This is a genomic window from Wolbachia endosymbiont (group A) of Beris morrisii, assembly GCF_964028185.1.
Lineage (GTDB): Bacteria > Pseudomonadota > Alphaproteobacteria > Rickettsiales > Anaplasmataceae > Wolbachia.
Genome location: NZ_OZ034760.1, coordinates 434964 through 452392, shown reverse-complemented (window position 1 = coordinate 452392; position 17429 = coordinate 434964). Strand labels below are relative to the sequence as shown.

Genomic DNA, 17429 nt, shown 5'->3' with positions numbered 1-17429 from the left:
GCAGAATTTAAAAAAATCTAATTATAAGGTGGGAAATGCCAATTCTTAGGTGATAATGTGAATATTTCAGCACCATCTTTTGTTACTCCAATCGTATGCTCAAATTGAGCAGAAAGTGAAAGATCGCGTGTTGTTACTGTCCAGTCATCGAGTTTACTGAGCAGAGTCTCATGTTTTCCAGCATTAATCATTGGCTCTATTGTAAAAAACATACCTTCCTTCAAGACGAGATTTTCATCTTGATCATAGAAATGCACTACATTCGGTGGAGCATGAAAGACTTTTCCTATACCATGTCCGCAGTAGCTGCGTACGATAGAATATCCAAAACCTCTAATATATTTCTCTATAGCAAGCCCTATTTCATTTAGCTTATTGCCGGGCTTAACTTGTTTAATTGCTTCCATCAATGCATTATAAGTAGCGTCACACAAACGTTTTGCTTTTATTGATGGCTTGCCAACCCAAAACATGCGACTTGTATCACCATGCCAGCCATTTAAAATCACCGTAACGTCAATATTCAAAATATCTCCATCTTTAAGCGGTTTATCATCGGGAACACCATGGCACACAACTGCATTTTTTGAAGTGCAAATTGATTTTGGATACCCCCTATAGTTTAGTGGTGCTGGAATTGCACCTGCATTAATTATAAAGTCATGACATAGATCATTTAACTCATTAGTTGTCACCCCTACCTTTACGTACGGTGCAATGAAATCAAGAGTTTCAGCAGCAAGCCTGCCAGCCTTGCGCATAAATTCAAAATCTTCTTGTGAGTGTATAGTTATGTTCATATTCTCCATGTCTTATTGTAATTGGTGATCTTTTACGCTTACTCACAAGTACATAAACATAATAACTTTACATATTATAAAAATAAGTCCTATGGATCCTAGTGTCAAGTCATTTGTATGACAAGTGGTAAAACAGAAATCTAGACTGTAACTTTTGATTTAACCCAATTATACAATTTACTCATTTTACCATCCTGACCTAAAATACCAGAATTATTTTTATAAAAAGTGTCAACTATTAGCTTTATAGAACCTATAGCAGCAGAAAATACGGGATTTTTATCATACTCGCCATCAAGGCCACTAAGAGATTCAGGGCACCCAATTCGAACTTGTTTATTGAATATATAGCCTGCAATTTCCTTCATGCTTGTGAGTTGACTAGTTCCACCTGTGATCACTACTTTATTAATTGGATCTTTCTGCTCTTGAAATTGCTCTCTTACCATTTCAAGTATTTCTTCAACTCTTGGTCTTATGATGTTAATAAGCTCAGATTTGAATACTTGAGTAGGTTCATCATTTTCGTTGTTTTGCACTGTAATGTACTCATTCTCATCTATTGAAGTTACGATAGTGCTACCATACAGTATTTTTATATACTCTGCACGTTCTATGCTTGTGCATAGCCCGTAAGCAATATCTCGAGTGATATGAACACCACCAATTGGAACGCTGCTTGCATACACAAGTTTCCCTCTTTTGAAAATTCCAATTGCAGTGCATCCGCCTCCTATATCAACAATAGCAGTCCCGAGCTCTTTTTCATCTCCACTCAGACAGGCAAGACCTGCAGAATATGCAGAAGCAATACAACCTGCCATATTTAATCCACCATTATTGGTAATACAGTTTTCAATATTGGTAAGCGCTGGACGCGAAGCAGTGACAACATTAACATCAGCAGATAGTCTTTTTCCGTACAATCCACCAACCTCTTTTATGTCAGTCATGTCATCTAAGTGATATTTCAGTGGTATATTGTGAATGATAACATTGTCTTCAATATATTTCTCAAATGTTTGAAAAACTACACGTCTTATATCACGCTCAGAAATCTCATGGTTAGCTGCAATAATTTCATTATGTACATTGAAAGATGAGATGCCACATCCAGCAATGTTCACATATATCTGGTCTATAGTTTCTTCTGATACTTGCTCAGCTAAACCTATAGTTGATGAGATGGAGTAATTTGCGTGTTTTACATTAGTTATCGACCCACCGTTTACACCTTCTGCAATCTTATAACCCGTTCCTGTTACTTTATAGCTGAAGTTGCCATTTATCTTAACAATTAGACAAATAATCTTTGTTGTACCTATGTCTAAAACAGCAAAAACGTTTCTCTTTGGTTTTGCTATTACTGCAGAGTACATTAGTTAACCTTATTACGCAATTTCATTTAAATTGTAGCTTTCTTTTAATTTATATTTCTATTATAGATATAGCAACATTTTAATATACCCTAAATTCTGGACAAAAGGAAAAACAAAACATAGAATTATAATTTTTATGTCCATATTACCAATTGTAATTGCTCCTGATGAAAGACTAATCACACGTGCCAGTGAAGTAACAGATATAAACGATAAAATTAAAGAATTAGTAAATGACATGTTCGAAACTGTGTACGATGCAGAAGGTCTTGGCCTTGCTGCAGTGCAAGTGGGGGTGCTGAAGAGAGTTTTTGTTATGGACATTCAGCTAGAAACAATTGAAAATGAGCCAGCAGGATATGAATCAACTGGCAAATTTTGCATGATTAATCCAGAAATTACGGGATTATCCGATGAACAAGTGATTCTCAAAGAAGGGTGCCTTTCAATTCCAGAGCAAAGCTATGAAATTAAGCGTCCAAAGTATTTAACTGTGAAATATAAAGACTTAGATAATGAAGAACAAACACTAAAAGCTAGTGGTTGGCTTGCAAGGTGTATTCAGCATGAATTAGATCACTTAAACGGCATATTATATATTAGACATTTATCTAAGTTGAAGTATGATATGGCCATGAAAAAAGCACAGAAGGTTAAAAAGCATTATGAGTAATGAAGACCTAGAATTATTAAAATTTTACCATGAAGTGGGCGTTGATTGCACACTAACAGAGGGTGAAGAGGAAAAAAAGTTGGAGAGCAAAGAGGGTGTGCAACCCTCTGTTATCCAAACTGGGACCCAGAAGAAAGATGCAGATACGCGCTGGAATGACACTAAAGATGGAAAAGACATGTTTCCAAGTGACTGGATAATTGAAGCAAGGAAACTTGCAAGTAAATGTAGTAGTGTGGATGAATTAAGAAGTGCAGTTGAATCATTTGAAGGTTGTGAAATAAAAAAAACTGCAACTAATACTGTTTTTTCCGATGGTAATCCAAACGCAAAAATTATGCTCGTTGGTGAAGCTCCAGGGGCAAATGAAGACCTTCAAGGCATACCATTTTGTGGTGCAAGTGGAATGTTGCTCGATAAAATGTTAAATGCAATCAATCTTGATCGCACTAAGGTATACATAAGCAATACTGTATTTTGGCGCCCACCTGGCAATAGAAAGCCAACCGACCTAGAGCTTGATATGTGCAGACCATTTGTTGAGAAGCATGTTGCACTGGTTTCACCGCAAATTCTAATTTTGGTCGGGGGAATTGCGTGTTATAGCCTTCTTGACAGCACAAAAACTATATCGAATTTGCGTGGTAGATTTCATACGTACACTAACCAATATTTGTCCAATTCAATCACCACAGCCGCTATATTTCATCCAGCTTACCTACTTCGCCAACCGGCACAAAAACGTTTAGCCTGGGAGGATTTGAAGAAGATTAGGGAGTATCTTGATAACACCAATAACTGCACAAATACCTAATAAAGTGGTAGACCTCTTGCATAGTTTTTTGCAGCATGTTAACAATCGTTAGAAACGAAAAACCTACTTGACACCCTTCGCCAGCCCCTTTATCATGATAATGAAGGTATTCAGTTATCTTCATCTGTGCAGATTAAACAGCAAGAAAACAACGTAGTTGGCGTCTTATTTTTAATTTTTTGCACTATGTGCACCTTATGTCTTCACAATATTTCTAGGTTTTTACCTATATAAGCTGAAACGCGCTTATAAGTCGTTTAAGACAGTATAGTACGCCAATTTGCAGGATTAGGGAGTGAACACTAATTACCACGGGGTTTCTTTTGCCTTTTTTTCTGCTTAGTAAATTTCTTAAACATTTTAGCTAAAGTTAGTTGCACTTAAAAGCAGCTAAATTGCAGCGTTTAAGGCTTAAAAAACGCCAAATACTGAAAATAGACAATGACTAGGGTTTCTTTTGCCTTTTTTTCGTTTGGTAAATTTCTTAATGTTTGTAGCTAAAAGAGCCCAAGAGAGGTGTCATTCCAGTGCCCCTGTGATGTCATTCCAGCGCGTGACGCTGGAATCCAAAAAAAAGGATGATGTCATCCCAGTGCTTGACACTGGGATCCAGAAAACTTAACTTTAAATAAGTGGCTGCATAATAAAGACTAGATTCCAGTGTCAAGCACTGGAATGACACCGAAGGGGCTACTCGGATGACACCGTCATAAAGGAACCAGTGTCAGCTACTTTCATGACACCATTCTTTTTTCTGGATCCAAGTAGTCAGGGCGCTGGGATGACACCCTTTCCCAATCTATCAAATTACAATGTTCGTGCAGTTATGGAATTGTGCAACAGGCACAGTTTGACATAAAAAGCTTTGCTTTTTGAAATTTTGGGTTATACTTAACTTAAGATATTTCAGTAGGGGATTTATTGTGAATAGAAAGGAAGCTTTAAAAATATTAGGCTTTAATGAGGGCGATCACCCCAGTGAACGAGAAATTACAGTAGCATATAGAAAGTTAGCCCTTGAATATCATCCTGATAAACATTCAGGTGCGAGTAAGGATGTGCAAAAACAAAATGAGGAGAAATTTAAAGAATTAGGTGCTGCGTATAATTTTCTTACCGGAAATGATGTAAAAGAAGCTACAACATTTAGTGGTGAAGATTTAGATAGAGTTAGTTCTACCGATGATTTATTAATTCTTTTGCACTTTGCTATTTTCAATAAGCAAAAGGATTTTTTAGAAAAGTTACTTTCTAGGTTTAAAAGTGGTGAAGGCGAAGAGTTTGGTGATTATATTAACGAAAAGAACTTTACAACATTTGATAATTCACCGTTATATATTGCTTGCCTTCTGGGTTACACTGATATTGTAACACTGCTTTTAAAACACAAAGCAAACCCTGACTTATCAAAGGATTATACACCATTACTTACTGCATGTTCGATGGGTCGTGCTGATGTTGTAGAAATACTTTTAAAATACAAGGCGAACCCTAATTTATCAAGCGGGCCAAACAATTTTCTACCATTGCTTACCGTTATTTTTTCGCATACGAATGATAGTAATAAAGAAAATTACATTAAGATTACAGAGCTATTGCTAAAATATGCTGCAGATCCCAATACATTAGTAGAAGACAGTATTAGAGTTATAGAGTGTACTGAAAGCAACATCTTGAAGCGTACATTTATGTTGCATGGCAATAATAAGATTAAAAAATTAATGGTGCAATATGGTGGCGTTGACCGTCATTACCTTTTTACTTACGGGTTATTTGCCACTTGTTTTACTTCATGCATGATAATCCACGTTTCGTCTATTTATAAACTAAGTAATTATGAAATACCTATTTGTATATTTGCTATATTATTCTGTACATATAGGGCCTTAGAGGCAGCATTTTTTGCAAAAACAAAAGAACCTTCTCCTGAATTTGCTGAAGTTATTACTGAAAAAGTAGTAAATAATGTTGGGCTAAATGCCGAGGACAATTCTAAAAGAATTGACAATGCATTAGCTTAATCACAACTGTACGAGAATTGTTATTTAAGAGCAATCTCTACCAAGAAGGGTGTCATGCCAGTGCCCAGACACTGGCATCCAGATTGTAAGCAAGCAAACTAGCATAGAAAGTAGCTAATCTTATTTAAAACACAACGTTTTCGATGAGATTGCAGAAAGGCTGGATTCCAGTGTCAAGCACTGGAATGACATCTCCTGCTACGCGGATTACCTACAAATCATGATGTTTGTGCAGTCGTGAGCTTAATTCGCGGGCATCAAAAAAGTTCTTTTTTAAAAAACTTAAGTTATACTTATAAGTATTTGATACTTTTTATAGTGATTATGTCGAGTTTAAGCTGCCTTTATGGTGATAATGCAGAATTTGTGGAAGAAATGTATAGCCGTTATCTACAGGGCGATAAATCAATCGGGGAAGATTGGTATAGAATTTTTTCAAGCAATTTAGAAGTTAATAAAGCGGAGCCCTGCAATGCAACTAAGGTGGATGATTCAGTTTCTAGTTTGGCAAATTTTTTCAGGTCTTACGGTCATTTTTTTGCAGACCTTAATCCATTATCGCCAAATGAGAATCAATTAATAGATTATCAGAAATATTTGAGTATCTCTCCTACGGGTGACACTGGAATCTATAGAGATATTTACTGCAAGAATATCGGTTTTGAATTTATGCATATCTCCTCTTATGAAGAGAGAATGTGGCTGCAGGAAAAAATAGAAAGTCAGAGCTACAAACTGGATTCGCGAGACAAAAAAGAAATACTGAGGCACTTGGTCGAATCCGAAATGTTCGAGCAATTTCTCCATATGAAATTTCCTGGATATAAACGTTTTTCTATCGAAGGTGGGGAATCAGCTATCGTTGCAATTGAGAGAATCATTAGTGATTCTGCAGCTTTTAGTACTGAAGAAATAGTCCTTGGCATGGCTCATCGCGGACGACTCAATGTTCTAACCAAAGTTATGGGCAAAGAATATGCGGCAATGCTATCTGAATTTCAAGGCAATCTCGCATACCCAAGTGGTCTTGAGGTGTCCGGTGATGTTAAATATCACCTTGGTTACTCTTCTGATCGAACACTTGCCGGTGGTAAAAAAATACACTTAAGTTTATGTCCTAACCCATCTCACCTTGAGGCGGTAAATCCGGTTTTGGCTGGAAGAATAAGAGCAAAACAGAATATAAGGTCTGTGCTTGGCATATCAATTCATGGTGATGCGGCTTTCATCGGTCAAGGTGTCGTTGCCGAGACCTTGAGCCTAAGCAACATTGAAGGTTATAAAGTGGGTGGTATTGTGCACATTGTTATAAACAATCAAGTTGGTTTTACTGCTAACCCATGCTGCGCACGATCCTCTTTTTATTGCACTGATGTAGCAAAATCGATAGAAGCCCCAGTGTTTCACGTTAATGGAGATAACCCGGAAGCTGTGAGTTTTGCTGCAAGTCTGGCGATGAAATATAGACAGAAATTTAAAAAGGACGTAGTGATTGACATAATATGCTACCGCAAATACGGCCATAATGAAGGAGATGAACCGAATTTCACTCAGCCACTTATGTATAAGCTGATATCAAAACATAAAACTCCTGGAACATTGTATGAAGAAAAATTGACTGCAGAGAAAGTATTAAGCGGTGATGAGGTAAATAAATTACGCAGTGAATTCAGGGCAAAATTAGATAAAAGTCTTGCTGAATCAGCGGCTTATACTCCAAAAAAAGCTGACTGGTTCGGTGGAGTGTGGTCAAAATTAAGAAGAGCAAAGCTGAACGATTTGAGCGAATACTACACGGATTCTGGTGTTCCGCCAGATGAGTTGAAAAAATTAGGTGTGCATATAAATAGCAACATCCCAAGCAGCTTTAACATTAACAATAAGGTTAGAAAAATACTTGATGGCAGAATAGACAGTATAAATTCCGGTAGTAATATAGACTGGGCAACTGCCGAAAGTCTTGCGTTTGCATCACTGCTCACAGAAGGAATAGAAGTGCGTTTATCAGGACAAGATTCTGGTCGTGGGACTTTCTCGCACCGTCATTCAAGGCTTGTTGATCAGGTAACAGAAGAAGCGTTTATTCCGCTAAACAATATAAATGAAAAGCAAGCTCACTTTGAGGTCATAGATAGCGCTTTATCAGAGTATGCTGTAATGGGCTTTGAATATGGATATAGTCTTGATTCCCCGTATTCACTGGTGCTCTGGGAAGGACAATTTGGTGATTTTGCAAATGGTGCGCAAATTATGATCGACCAGTTTATCGCATCTGCAGAAACAAAGTGGTTGCGATCAAGCGGTCTAGTTTTGTTGCTGCCTCATGGTTATGAAGGGCAAGGACCTGAGCATAGCTCCGCACGTATAGAGAGATTTTTGCAACTCTGCGCAGAGGATAATATGCAGGTAGTTAATTGTTCCACTCCGGCAAATTACTTCCATGTCTTACGCAGACAAATGCATAGAGACTTTCGTAAGCCTCTGGTAGTGTTTACACCTAAATCGCTACTGCGTCATAGAAGAGCAGTTTCTAACCTATCTGACTTTGAAGGAAAATTCCTCACGGTAATCCCAGAATATAGAACAGGTTTAGTTTCGAATGATAAAATACGTAAAGTTGTAATATGCAGTGGTAAAGTTTATTACGACATAATTGAAGTATGTGAGGTACAAAAGGTAAACGATATAGCAATAATACGTTTAGAACAATTCTATCCATTTCCTGCCGATAAACTAAGCAGTGAACTTGAAAAGTACAAAAACGCTGAAATTATATGGTGTCAAGAAGAACCAAAAAATATGGGAGGATGGTTTTTTGTCAACCCATTGATAGAAGAAGTGTTGTCCAATCTCGATATTCAAGCAAAAAGACCTAAGTGTATCGCAAGACCTGCTGCTGCATCTCCTGCATGTGGCTATGCTAGTGTCCATGCTCAGCAACAGGAGGAAATTTTGAAGCAAGTTGTGCAGGGAATCTAGCACAATTGTACAAATATTGAGGTTTTTAAGCAAAAGTGGTGTCATCCCAGTGCCCTGACTACTTGGATTCAGGAATTTTATTAAGTTGGTAAGCATAAAAGTAGCCGTTTTATGTTAAAATACAACGTTTTGATGATTATGAAAAAGCTGGATTTCAGACTGGAATGACATCGTTTACTATGTGCCATATTGCAATGTTCGTACAGTAAGCCATAGGATGACAGAAGCGGAGCTATAGAAGCCGGTGTGGTTCTGTCGTATCCGTTCAGCCAATGGCGTCAACTTAAGGAAAAATATAAGCGATAGTGTGTAAAATTTCTCTCTAAATTTTTTATCATTAAATTATCCAAAGAGTGCAAGAAACAGCACTTTTGTTTCTATTTTATTTCAACAAAAAAGTTTAAAATGTGTCCTTTTTAGACGAGACGTGCAGAAAGGAAAAAATCTTATTTTACAAATTAAAAATACAATATACTCAAAAACTTTTCAGAAAATCCATAGGAGGGTTTGCTAATGAAGGCTCTTAAGTTGACGCCATTGGCTGAACGGATACCGTAACTTTTGGAAGGGATTTTGGCCATTGAGACGTGATTCAAAAATATTGACAACATTCTTTCCACGAACCTTTCCCCACGTTCTGACCAGGTGAAAAAGCTGTTTTTACGATAGCCGTCTAATTTGCCGTTCTGCAAGGTTGTTGATTGACTTCAGGCTTTCGTAAAAACTTCCACACCATATCCTCGGCCTTAACATCTTAGCAGCCATTCTCAAACCATTTACAAGCCTTGTCATTTCATGCCCCCCCTTTTTGCATTAGTTGTATAGCATCTTTTAATATTAACAAGGCCTATAATAGTGCAGCACTGCCTTACGTATTGCCAATCCGAATTCTACTTGCTGTAAAATAACACAATCTGCTACATCACTGCTAAGCTCAATCCCTCTGTTTATTGGCCCTGGGTGCATAACAATCGCATCTGGTTTTGCGTATGATAGCTTTTGTGAATCAAGTCCATACAAATGAAAATATTCTTTCTCTGAAGAACTATTATTCATGCGCTCTTTCTGCAGCCTCAAAAGCATAATTACGTCAGCATCCTTTATACCTTCAATTAATGAATAATGGACTGAATCTACTTCAGGAAAATGCTTACAAATCAAAGTTGGTGGTGCGACCAAGCATATTTTTGCTCCAAACATTTTTAGCAATCTTATATTTGATCTTGCAACTCTACTGTGCAGAATATCTCCACATATCACAACTTTGAGGTCCTTTATTTGCTTTTTATGATTGATGATTACAAGATAATCTGCAAGAGCTTGAGTTGGGTGTTCACTGCTTCCATCGCCTGCGTTGATTAGCGAGCAGCTAACATTCTTAGCCAGCATATTAACAGTACCGCTATTTTTTTGCCTGATTATCATGTAATCAGGATTCATTGCATTTAATGTTTTGATCATGTCTTTTAGATCTTCTCCCTTGTTAATAGAAGAAGATCTTATTGGCAAAGTTACAACATTTGCTCCAAGGCTTTTTGCTGCTATTTCAAAAGACGCAAGTGTACGCGTTGAATCTTCAAAAAATAAATTTATTACTGTCTTATTTTCCAAGATATGACTATTTGCAGCTTCTTTTTTAAGGTACTGGTTGGCCAACTTAGTTATATTTTCTACATCATCGACTGTAAGGTCTGAGATGTTTAACAAATTCCTTCTCTTGTTCATAGTTTCCTTTTCAACTACTTGAACCTATTCTACTTTCTTATTACCTTTTTTCAATAGACTTCTTGTGCAGCAATTGTTTTGGTGAAAGAACGGAAAAAGATAGTAAAGCCAAAATTAAGTTAGAAGGAAGAAAAAGTTCAGCGAGTCAAGAGTAAGGTATATTAGCATAAATCTTTCATCCCAATGTTTAGTGGCACTGGGATACCTTACACTATTTCCACTTACACTCATCCGCTATCATAACAGCCTCAAAAAGATGCCTCTCAAGTTCACTTAGAGGCAAATCACTTTGTGAATAATTTCCCCAAGATTTTAGTATATCGGAAGTTTCAACGCCTTCAATAATAGGGTATTCTTGGTTTTTTTTAGCGTATAACTCTTGGGCCTGCTTGCTTACTAAAAATTCCAATAAGACTATAGCATTTTCCCTGTTTTTTGCGTTTTTTGTTACTGCTGCACCACTGATGTTTACCATGACACCGTGATCGTTGCGATTAGGAAAAAAAGCCCCTAGCTTGTCTGCAACATTCTTTTTATTTTCTGATGAAAGAATTCTCGCAAAGTAGTAGCTGTTTACTATTGCAACATCTCCCTCACCAGCTGCTACGGCGTAAATTTGGTCAGTATCACCACCACTTGGTTTTCTTGCCATATTGCTCACAATTCCGCTTACCCATTCTTTCGTCTTTTCAAAACCATTATTTGCAATCATAAAAGCAATTAACGATCTGTTATATGGACTTGTAGAAGAACGCACTAATATTTTTCCTTTCCATTTTTCATTTGCTAAATCTTCATAAGTACTTAATTCCTTAGGGTCTACTGACTCTTTATTGTAAACCAATATCCTAGTTCTTTTTGTAAGACCAAACCAATAATCTTCACTGTCTCTAAATCTTGCAGGTATAACACTTTTTAAAACCTCTGAATCCACTTGAGATAAAAGCCCTCTTTTTTTTGCTAGAATTAAGTTGACTGCATCAGCAGTTAAAAATAAGTCAGCTTCACCCCCGTTTTCTATTCGTGAAAGTAGCTGAGAATAATCATCAATGATGTAACGTACTTTGATGCCTGTATTTTTCGTGAATTCATCAAACAAAGTACGTACTAATTCCTCTTTACGTGATGAATAAACATTTACCACTTGTGAGTCATTAGTTCCGTCGTTTCTGTATAAATAAGTAATAACTATCAATATAATTGCTATTAAGGACGTGAATATAAAGGCTTTTTTCATATTGGATAAAAAATAACTTCTTTCAGTTAAAGATACTCAAATAACGCAATCTTAGCAAGTGTAAAATTCGTTAGATAAGTCATGAGAGCTACAAAAACTTCCTTAACAAACTCCGCCAGTCCCCTTATCATGAAACTGAAGCTATTTATTTATCTTCTCTGTACAGATTAAATGACAAAAAAACTCAACGTATTTGGCGTCTCATGTTTAATTTTTTGCACTATGTGCACCTTATGTCTTTATCAAATTTCTGGGTTTTTACCTACATAAGCTGAAAAGCGCTTATAAAGCGTTTAAAACATAAAAAAACGCCAACTTAAAAAATGGATAGTGAGTAATTAGCTACCCTAGGGTTTCTTTTGCCTTTTTTTCTGTTTAGTAAATTTCTTAACGTTTATAATTTAGATTAGTTGCGGCTTAAAAGCAACTGAATCGCGGTTATTAAACGTTTAGAATAAAAAAACGCCATACTTGAAAGTATAATGTAAGTAACTAGCCAACCACGGGGCTTCTTTTGCCTTTTTTTTCATTTGGTAAATTTCCTAATATTTATAGCTAACATGAACAAACATTTGAGAGTAACTTCCGCTAGTAGGGTGTCATCCCAGTGCTTGACACTGGGATCCAGCCTTCCTGCAATCTCATCGAAAACGTTGTAACCACTTTCTATGCTAGTTTGCTTGTGAGCAACCTGGATTCCAGTGTCAAGCACTGGAATGACACCCACTGGTGAGTCAAGCCAAAAACGTTTGTACAGCTATGTGTCAAGGCACTGGGATGACACCCTGACAACCGTCATCCCGCTGCTTATTAGCGGCTGAGATACCGCGATTCATTCGCGGTATGACGGTTCGTGGTGGTATGACAGTTCGTGGCGGTATGACGGTTCGCAGCGGCATGATAATAACTTCGTCATCCCGCTGCTTGTTATCGGATGAGATACCGCGGCGGTATGACGTAGAAGCTATACTTTTATACTCACCAACTCAGCTGGATCCAAGTAGTCAGGGTGCTGGGATGACACCCTTTCCCAGTCTATCAAATTACAATGCTTGTACAGTTATGGAATTGTGCAACAGGCACAATTTAATATAAAAAGCTTTGCTTTTTGAAATTTTGGGTTATACTTAACTTAAGATATTTCAGTAGGAAATTTATTGTGAATAGAAAGGAAGCTTTAAAAATATTAGGTTTTAGTGAGGGTGATAACCCCAGTGAACGAGAAATTACAATAGCATATAGAAAATCAGCCCTTAAATATCATCCTGATAAACATTCAGGTGAGAGTAAGGATGTGCAAAAACAAAATGAGGAAAAATTTAAAGAATTAGGTGCTGCATATGAGTGCCTTACTGCACGAAGTTCAAAAACAATCGCAGAGATGACAGATGAAGAATTTGAAGATGTGATGGGGATGTCAGATGAGAGATTTGATATGTTCATGAAGAAGACAATGCAGTGTTGTATGAAGAACTTAGATGAGATTAACTCTGCTGACGATTTGAGTTCTTCTTTAAGTGCTGCTACCTTAGGCAGAGATGTAGAATACCTAAAGAAGCTTTTTTCTAAGTTCAAGAGTAGCAAGAATGGACAATTTGGTGATTATATAAACAAATCTTATGCAGGGGTAAGTCCATTAACTTGTGCTATATTGTCTCAAAATATTGAAATTGTAGAGCTTTGCTTAAAAAATGGTGCAGATCCTAACACAAAAATTGATGAATTATTCTTACGGAATAGTGAAGTTAAAAAATTATTAGTTGAATATGGGAGAATTGATAAATCCAGTGTATTTTGTCAGTTAGCTCTTGCAGTTCTAACAAGTTATGTTGCTTTTGCGATTTACTCTTCATGTGATGCCTCTTTCTTATGTTATGCGGGAGTGGCAGCATTTGCTCTTGCTGGAGTTCTTCTTGTTGCAAAAGCTATACATGATGTGTTTTATGTACAAACAAAATGGCCTTCTCCTAATTTTGATGAAGTTAATGCTGAACAAGTAATAAATAATGTTGAGCTAAATGCTGAGGACAATTCTAAAAGAATTGACAATGCATTAGCTTAATCACAACTGTACGAGCATTGTTATTTAAGAGCAATCTCCACCAAGAAGGGTGTCATCCCAGTGCCTTGACTACTTGGGTCCAGAAAACTTAGCTTTGAGTCAAGATAAAAACTGGATTCCAGCGGGCTTTGTTGCATCGCTAGCTATGATGGATTAAAGATAAAAAAGATAGAGAATATCAGTAGCTTATTATTCTGGTATTTATAACAAGAACGGTCAGTGAATACCTAAATTTGAGTAAAAGAAATTTCACTACCACTCACTAATCCGGCTAAAATTCAAGCATTTCAATGCTTTAGCTATTTTCAATAGAATTAAGTTTATTAATACAAATAACAAATTACTATTCTTAAATTTGATCAGATTGATTGCAAAAAAACAAGATTTTCAATAGGTTGCTTATAATCCTAACTATAGTTAGCCTTTCATAAGTAGCGATGCAACAAAGCCCACTGGGATCCAGTTTTCCATACAGTTTTATCAAAAATGCTTATTTTAGCATAAAGCAAGCTACTTTCTATGTTCTCCAACTTAGCGTCCAATCAAAATTCCTGGATTCCAGACTGGAATGACATCTTCATATTTGAGGGCATAGGGCTGAGCAAGCTGCTTTCGAATTATAATACAGTTGTTGTAGTATGATGTAGATCTATGCTCGCTTATAACTAAAATTTCACTTCCACTAGTGGAATGTTGTTCCAGCTATTGCTTCCATAGTCATCAATAGAAGCGTTTAAGTAATCTGTATCAAAGCGCACGGGCACATCAAATTCGAAGCTCGCAGTGATTATCGCATCTTTTACTGGTGGCTTCATAAATGTTATTTCTCCCGTTGAATAATTTACTGAATATTCACTCTCTTCTTTACCATTTGAATAAATCTTTACTGTCCCATGTACTGGCTTTTTGATCATGCGTATATGCTTATCTTCCCCACTTACATAAGTTTTGATTAGCTGAAAAGTCGTTTTTTTGTTATCTCCTATACCAATCTCTTGATTAATGGCTATAAAATCCGACCAATCCTTAAAACGAAACCCTATTGCTTTACCTTTTCGTGCATGAAAAAATGTTATTAATTCTAATAGCCGCTCGTTTGATCTGACCCCGTAAGCTATGTTGTATCTAGTACGTGCATGAGACCAATTGATGTTGCGCTGTTCACAACCATTATGAGTTGTTACAACGTCAGTGGAAAATTCCGGTCCTCCAGCGGAACCATAAGATATATTTTCTGGAAATCTAATTTCTGTGAATGACATATGTCCTCCTGTGAAAGTAAAATAGTTTGGTTGAAGAAAATGTTGTAATTTGAAAGTGTTTCACATAGTAAATGACGCTATGGAAAGTGGATAAGACCACTGAGTTAAACTGCTGTCATACCCACAATTACTATACTCAGGTTCATTTGAGTTGTCAAGCAAAAAAATAAAATTTTATGGCAAATTGAAACTAGCCTTGTTTATGACTTAATTCATCTACTTTTTTGCGTAATACATTCAAATCAGTTGCTCCTACAAACAGACTATCCCCAATTATTAAAAAAGGTGTACCACCTACTCCCAAATCTCTTACTAGGAGCTTACTGTCGTTTATCATTTGCTCAATTTTGTCTGCATTATTTTTCATGGAATTATTAAAATCGTCCTCATCAATCCCTATGCTTTTCACTATATCCAATATGCTTTCGTCTGAAAATCCTCCTTTGTGACTTAAAGCAGAATAGTGAAAGTCGAAATATTTTTCTTTATCAATAAAGTAAACAGCTAAAGCGCTTTTTGCTGCCCTTAAAGAGGCGTTACCAAGTATTGGAGCATCCCTAAAGATATACTTAATTTTACCGTCGTTAATTAACTGCTTTATATCATTCTTCATAGCTTTGCAATATCCACAAGAATAGTCAAAGAAGCCTGCAGCTACAACACTACTATTTTCATTTCCGGAGTAAGGATAAGTAAGGTCAAATATTTGATTCTTGTATTGTGAAATTTTACTTTTGGTCACATTATCTCGAGCAGCGTAACTACTTTTAATCGACTCCTCTTTGAGAGTTCTTACGATCTTATCAAAATTTCTACTGATATAATCATCTAATCTCTCACCTATATAATCATCGTTTAGCATTTGGCTGCGATTTGAAAGCCAATTATTTATTATCGGCAAGCTTGCTATTGCTATTATTAAAATCAATAAAAACGATACCCTAGACATACAATTTATTTAAAAACCTACAATATAAAACTTTTAGTACACATTTATCTGTATATTAAAAGAAGCATCTAATGTTAATACATAAAAACATTTGTATCAAGTGTATTTTATAGCCGGTTTTGTCTCAAATGCAAACTTTAACAATAAAAACTAAGCGTAAAACTAATCAGAAAGTTTAAGATGCAAACAGCAAAAGCGCGTGGAGCATAGATTTAAGTTGTTTGTTTTATTCCGCTGTGTATAATTTCAACAAACTCCGCGGAATAAACATATGAACGAGCCAATAATTGGTAGAGAAAAAGAAATAGCTATTCTACAAGACAAACTTCTTTCTCAATCAGCTGAATTTATTGCTGTTTATGGTCGCGTCGTGTGAATGTTGCATTATCTGCATTTTATCAGCATAATATAGAAGTAATGTAATGCAGATATTATGCCGATGCCAAATTATACGATTACCTCCAAAACCGCTAATTGCCTTATGAGGATTGAAGCAGCAAAAGAAAAAGTGTTACATTTGCCGCTCACTGTATCGATGCTTTCGTCTCTTCGTGAAACTGCACGGCTTTATACCACACACTACTCTACTATGATTGAAGGAAATCGACTTGAGCCTAAGCAGATTGAAGAGGTTTTAAGTGGTAAAAGCCACTTTCCAAAATATAGGAGAGATGAAAATGAGGTTAAAGGATATTATGCAGCTTTAACCCAAGTTGAACAATGGGCAGCGAGAACGATCCCTATTACTGAGAAAGCCATTCAAACGCTTCATGCTCTAGTAATGGCAAGTGGAAAATCTAAAGTCCCTTATCGTGATGGTCAAAACGTTATTCGTGATAGCCGTACACGTGCAATAATCTATATGCCACCTGAAGCAAAGGATGTATCAAAGCTTATGAGCAGTATGGTGGATTGGATTCGTGACAGTGAACAAGTGCCTTACCCAATTATTGCAGGTATTGCTCATTATCAATTTGTAACAATTCACCCTTACTATGATGGTAACGGTCGTACTGCAAGATTGTTGACTACATTAATTTTACACCTTGGTGGGTATGACCTAAAAGGGCTTTACTCATTGGAAGAATATTATGCTAAAAATCTAGGGGCTTATTATGAAGCAATAACATCGCACAACTATTACATGGGACGAGCTGAAGCAGATATCACTAAGTGGGTGGAGTATTTCATAGAAGGTATGGCAAATTCATTTGAGAACGTTTTACAACGTATAAATGAAGAAGAATACCACACTGATCAGACTGATCTTATACGTAAGCTTGATCCTAAACAACGCAAAGCTCTTGAGCTCTTCCAGGAGTTTTCCGCTATTACAGCTAGTCAGGTTGGCGAACTATTTAATTTTAAGCCTCGTACTAGTGCGCAACTTTGTAAAAAGTGGGTGGAAATGGGGTTTATCGAGATTGTAGATTTTTCCAATAGAGGAAGGAAATACAAACTTAGTAAGCAATATGAAGATTTGATCTCAAATTAACTGAAAGCTTGTTAGACAGAAAAGCAGTGCATA

The 17429-nt window shown here is 36.5% G+C and carries 16 protein-coding genes; 9 read left to right on the top strand and 7 right to left on the bottom strand.

What is annotated here, in order from left to right:
* Window positions 1-17 precede the first annotated feature (17 nt).
* The gene (gene map / locus ABWU69_RS02165) at window positions 18-800 is read right to left on the bottom strand and encodes a type I methionyl aminopeptidase (protein ID WP_265034636.1); all 783 of its coding nucleotides are present in this window, start codon (window positions 798-800) and stop codon (window positions 18-20) included.
* 140 nt (window positions 801-940) lie between these two features.
* A complete protein-coding gene (gene ftsA / locus ABWU69_RS02160) occupies window positions 941-2179 on the bottom strand; it encodes a cell division protein FtsA (RefSeq protein WP_265034635.1) in 1239 nt (412 codons plus the stop codon).
* Between the two features lie 136 nt (window positions 2180-2315).
* Between ftsA and def the strand changes: the two genes are divergently transcribed.
* From def to ABWU69_RS02130, 6 genes are all read left to right on the top strand, one after another.
* Window positions 2316-2852 (top strand): peptide deformylase, encoded by a 537-nt coding sequence (def, locus tag ABWU69_RS02155; protein WP_353285343.1) that lies wholly within the window; start codon window positions 2316-2318, stop codon window positions 2850-2852.
* Window positions 2845-3666, top strand: coding sequence for a uracil-DNA glycosylase family protein (locus ABWU69_RS02150; RefSeq protein WP_265034633.1), 822 nt, complete (start codon window positions 2845-2847; stop codon window positions 3664-3666). Before def ends, ABWU69_RS02150 begins: the two co-directional genes overlap by 8 nt.
* A 487-nt stretch (window positions 3667-4153) precedes the next feature.
* Window positions 4154-4288, top strand: a complete 135-nt coding sequence (locus ABWU69_RS02145) for a hypothetical protein (protein WP_265034632.1) — start codon at window positions 4154-4156, stop codon at window positions 4286-4288.
* A 99-nt stretch (window positions 4289-4387) separates the two neighbouring features.
* Window positions 4388-4525: a hypothetical protein gene (locus ABWU69_RS02140; protein WP_265034631.1), complete on the top strand. Its 138-nt coding sequence runs from the start codon at window positions 4388-4390 to the stop codon at window positions 4523-4525.
* Between the two features lie 64 nt (window positions 4526-4589).
* A complete protein-coding gene (locus ABWU69_RS08015) occupies window positions 4590-5687 on the top strand; it encodes an ankyrin repeat domain-containing protein (protein WP_406832632.1) in 1098 nt (365 codons plus the stop codon).
* A gap of 324 nt (window positions 5688-6011) precedes the next feature.
* Window positions 6012-8666 (top strand): 2-oxoglutarate dehydrogenase E1 component, encoded by a 2655-nt coding sequence (locus tag ABWU69_RS02130; RefSeq protein ID WP_265034630.1) that lies wholly within the window; start codon window positions 6012-6014, stop codon window positions 8664-8666.
* A gap of 837 nt (window positions 8667-9503) precedes the next feature.
* Here ABWU69_RS02130 and ABWU69_RS02125 read toward each other — a convergent pair.
* The 3 genes from ABWU69_RS02125 to ABWU69_RS02115 form a co-directional block, all read right to left on the bottom strand.
* Entirely contained in the window at window positions 9504-10391 is an 888-nt protein-coding gene (locus ABWU69_RS02125) for an aspartate carbamoyltransferase catalytic subunit (RefSeq protein ID WP_265034629.1), read from the bottom strand.
* A 211-nt stretch (window positions 10392-10602) separates the two neighbouring features.
* The gene (locus ABWU69_RS02120) at window positions 10603-11628 is read right to left on the bottom strand and encodes an extracellular solute-binding protein (protein ID WP_353285342.1); all 1026 of its coding nucleotides are present in this window, start codon (window positions 11626-11628) and stop codon (window positions 10603-10605) included.
* Between the two features lie 526 nt (window positions 11629-12154).
* A complete protein-coding gene (locus ABWU69_RS02115) occupies window positions 12155-12340 on the bottom strand; it encodes a hypothetical protein (RefSeq protein ID WP_265034627.1) in 186 nt (61 codons plus the stop codon).
* Between the two features lie 131 nt (window positions 12341-12471).
* Between ABWU69_RS02115 and ABWU69_RS02110 the strand changes: the two genes are divergently transcribed.
* Window positions 12472-12723: a hypothetical protein gene (locus ABWU69_RS02110; protein ID WP_265034626.1), complete on the top strand. Its 252-nt coding sequence runs from the start codon at window positions 12472-12474 to the stop codon at window positions 12721-12723.
* Window positions 12724-12787: 64 nt separating this feature from the next.
* The gene (locus ABWU69_RS08010; RefSeq protein WP_406832628.1) at window positions 12788-13690 is read left to right on the top strand and encodes a DnaJ domain-containing protein; all 903 of its coding nucleotides are present in this window, start codon (window positions 12788-12790) and stop codon (window positions 13688-13690) included.
* A gap of 665 nt (window positions 13691-14355) precedes the next feature.
* Here the strand turns inward: ABWU69_RS08010 and ABWU69_RS02100 are convergent.
* Both ABWU69_RS02100 and ABWU69_RS02095 read right to left on the bottom strand, forming a co-directional pair.
* Window positions 14356-14952 carry a TIGR02217 family protein gene (locus tag ABWU69_RS02100; protein WP_265034625.1) on the bottom strand — a complete coding sequence of 199 codons (597 nt, stop codon included), beginning with the start codon at window positions 14950-14952 and terminating at the stop codon, window positions 14356-14358.
* Window positions 14953-15142: 190 nt separating this feature from the next.
* A complete protein-coding gene (locus ABWU69_RS02095) occupies window positions 15143-15901 on the bottom strand; it encodes a DsbA family protein (RefSeq protein WP_265034624.1) in 759 nt (252 codons plus the stop codon).
* A gap of 433 nt (window positions 15902-16334) precedes the next feature.
* Here ABWU69_RS02095 and ABWU69_RS02090 point away from each other — a divergent pair, with 433 nt between their 5' ends.
* Window positions 16335-17396: a Fic family protein gene (locus ABWU69_RS02090; RefSeq protein WP_353285341.1), complete on the top strand. Its 1062-nt coding sequence runs from the start codon at window positions 16335-16337 to the stop codon at window positions 17394-17396.
* The last annotated feature ends 33 nt before the right edge of the window (window positions 17397-17429 follow it).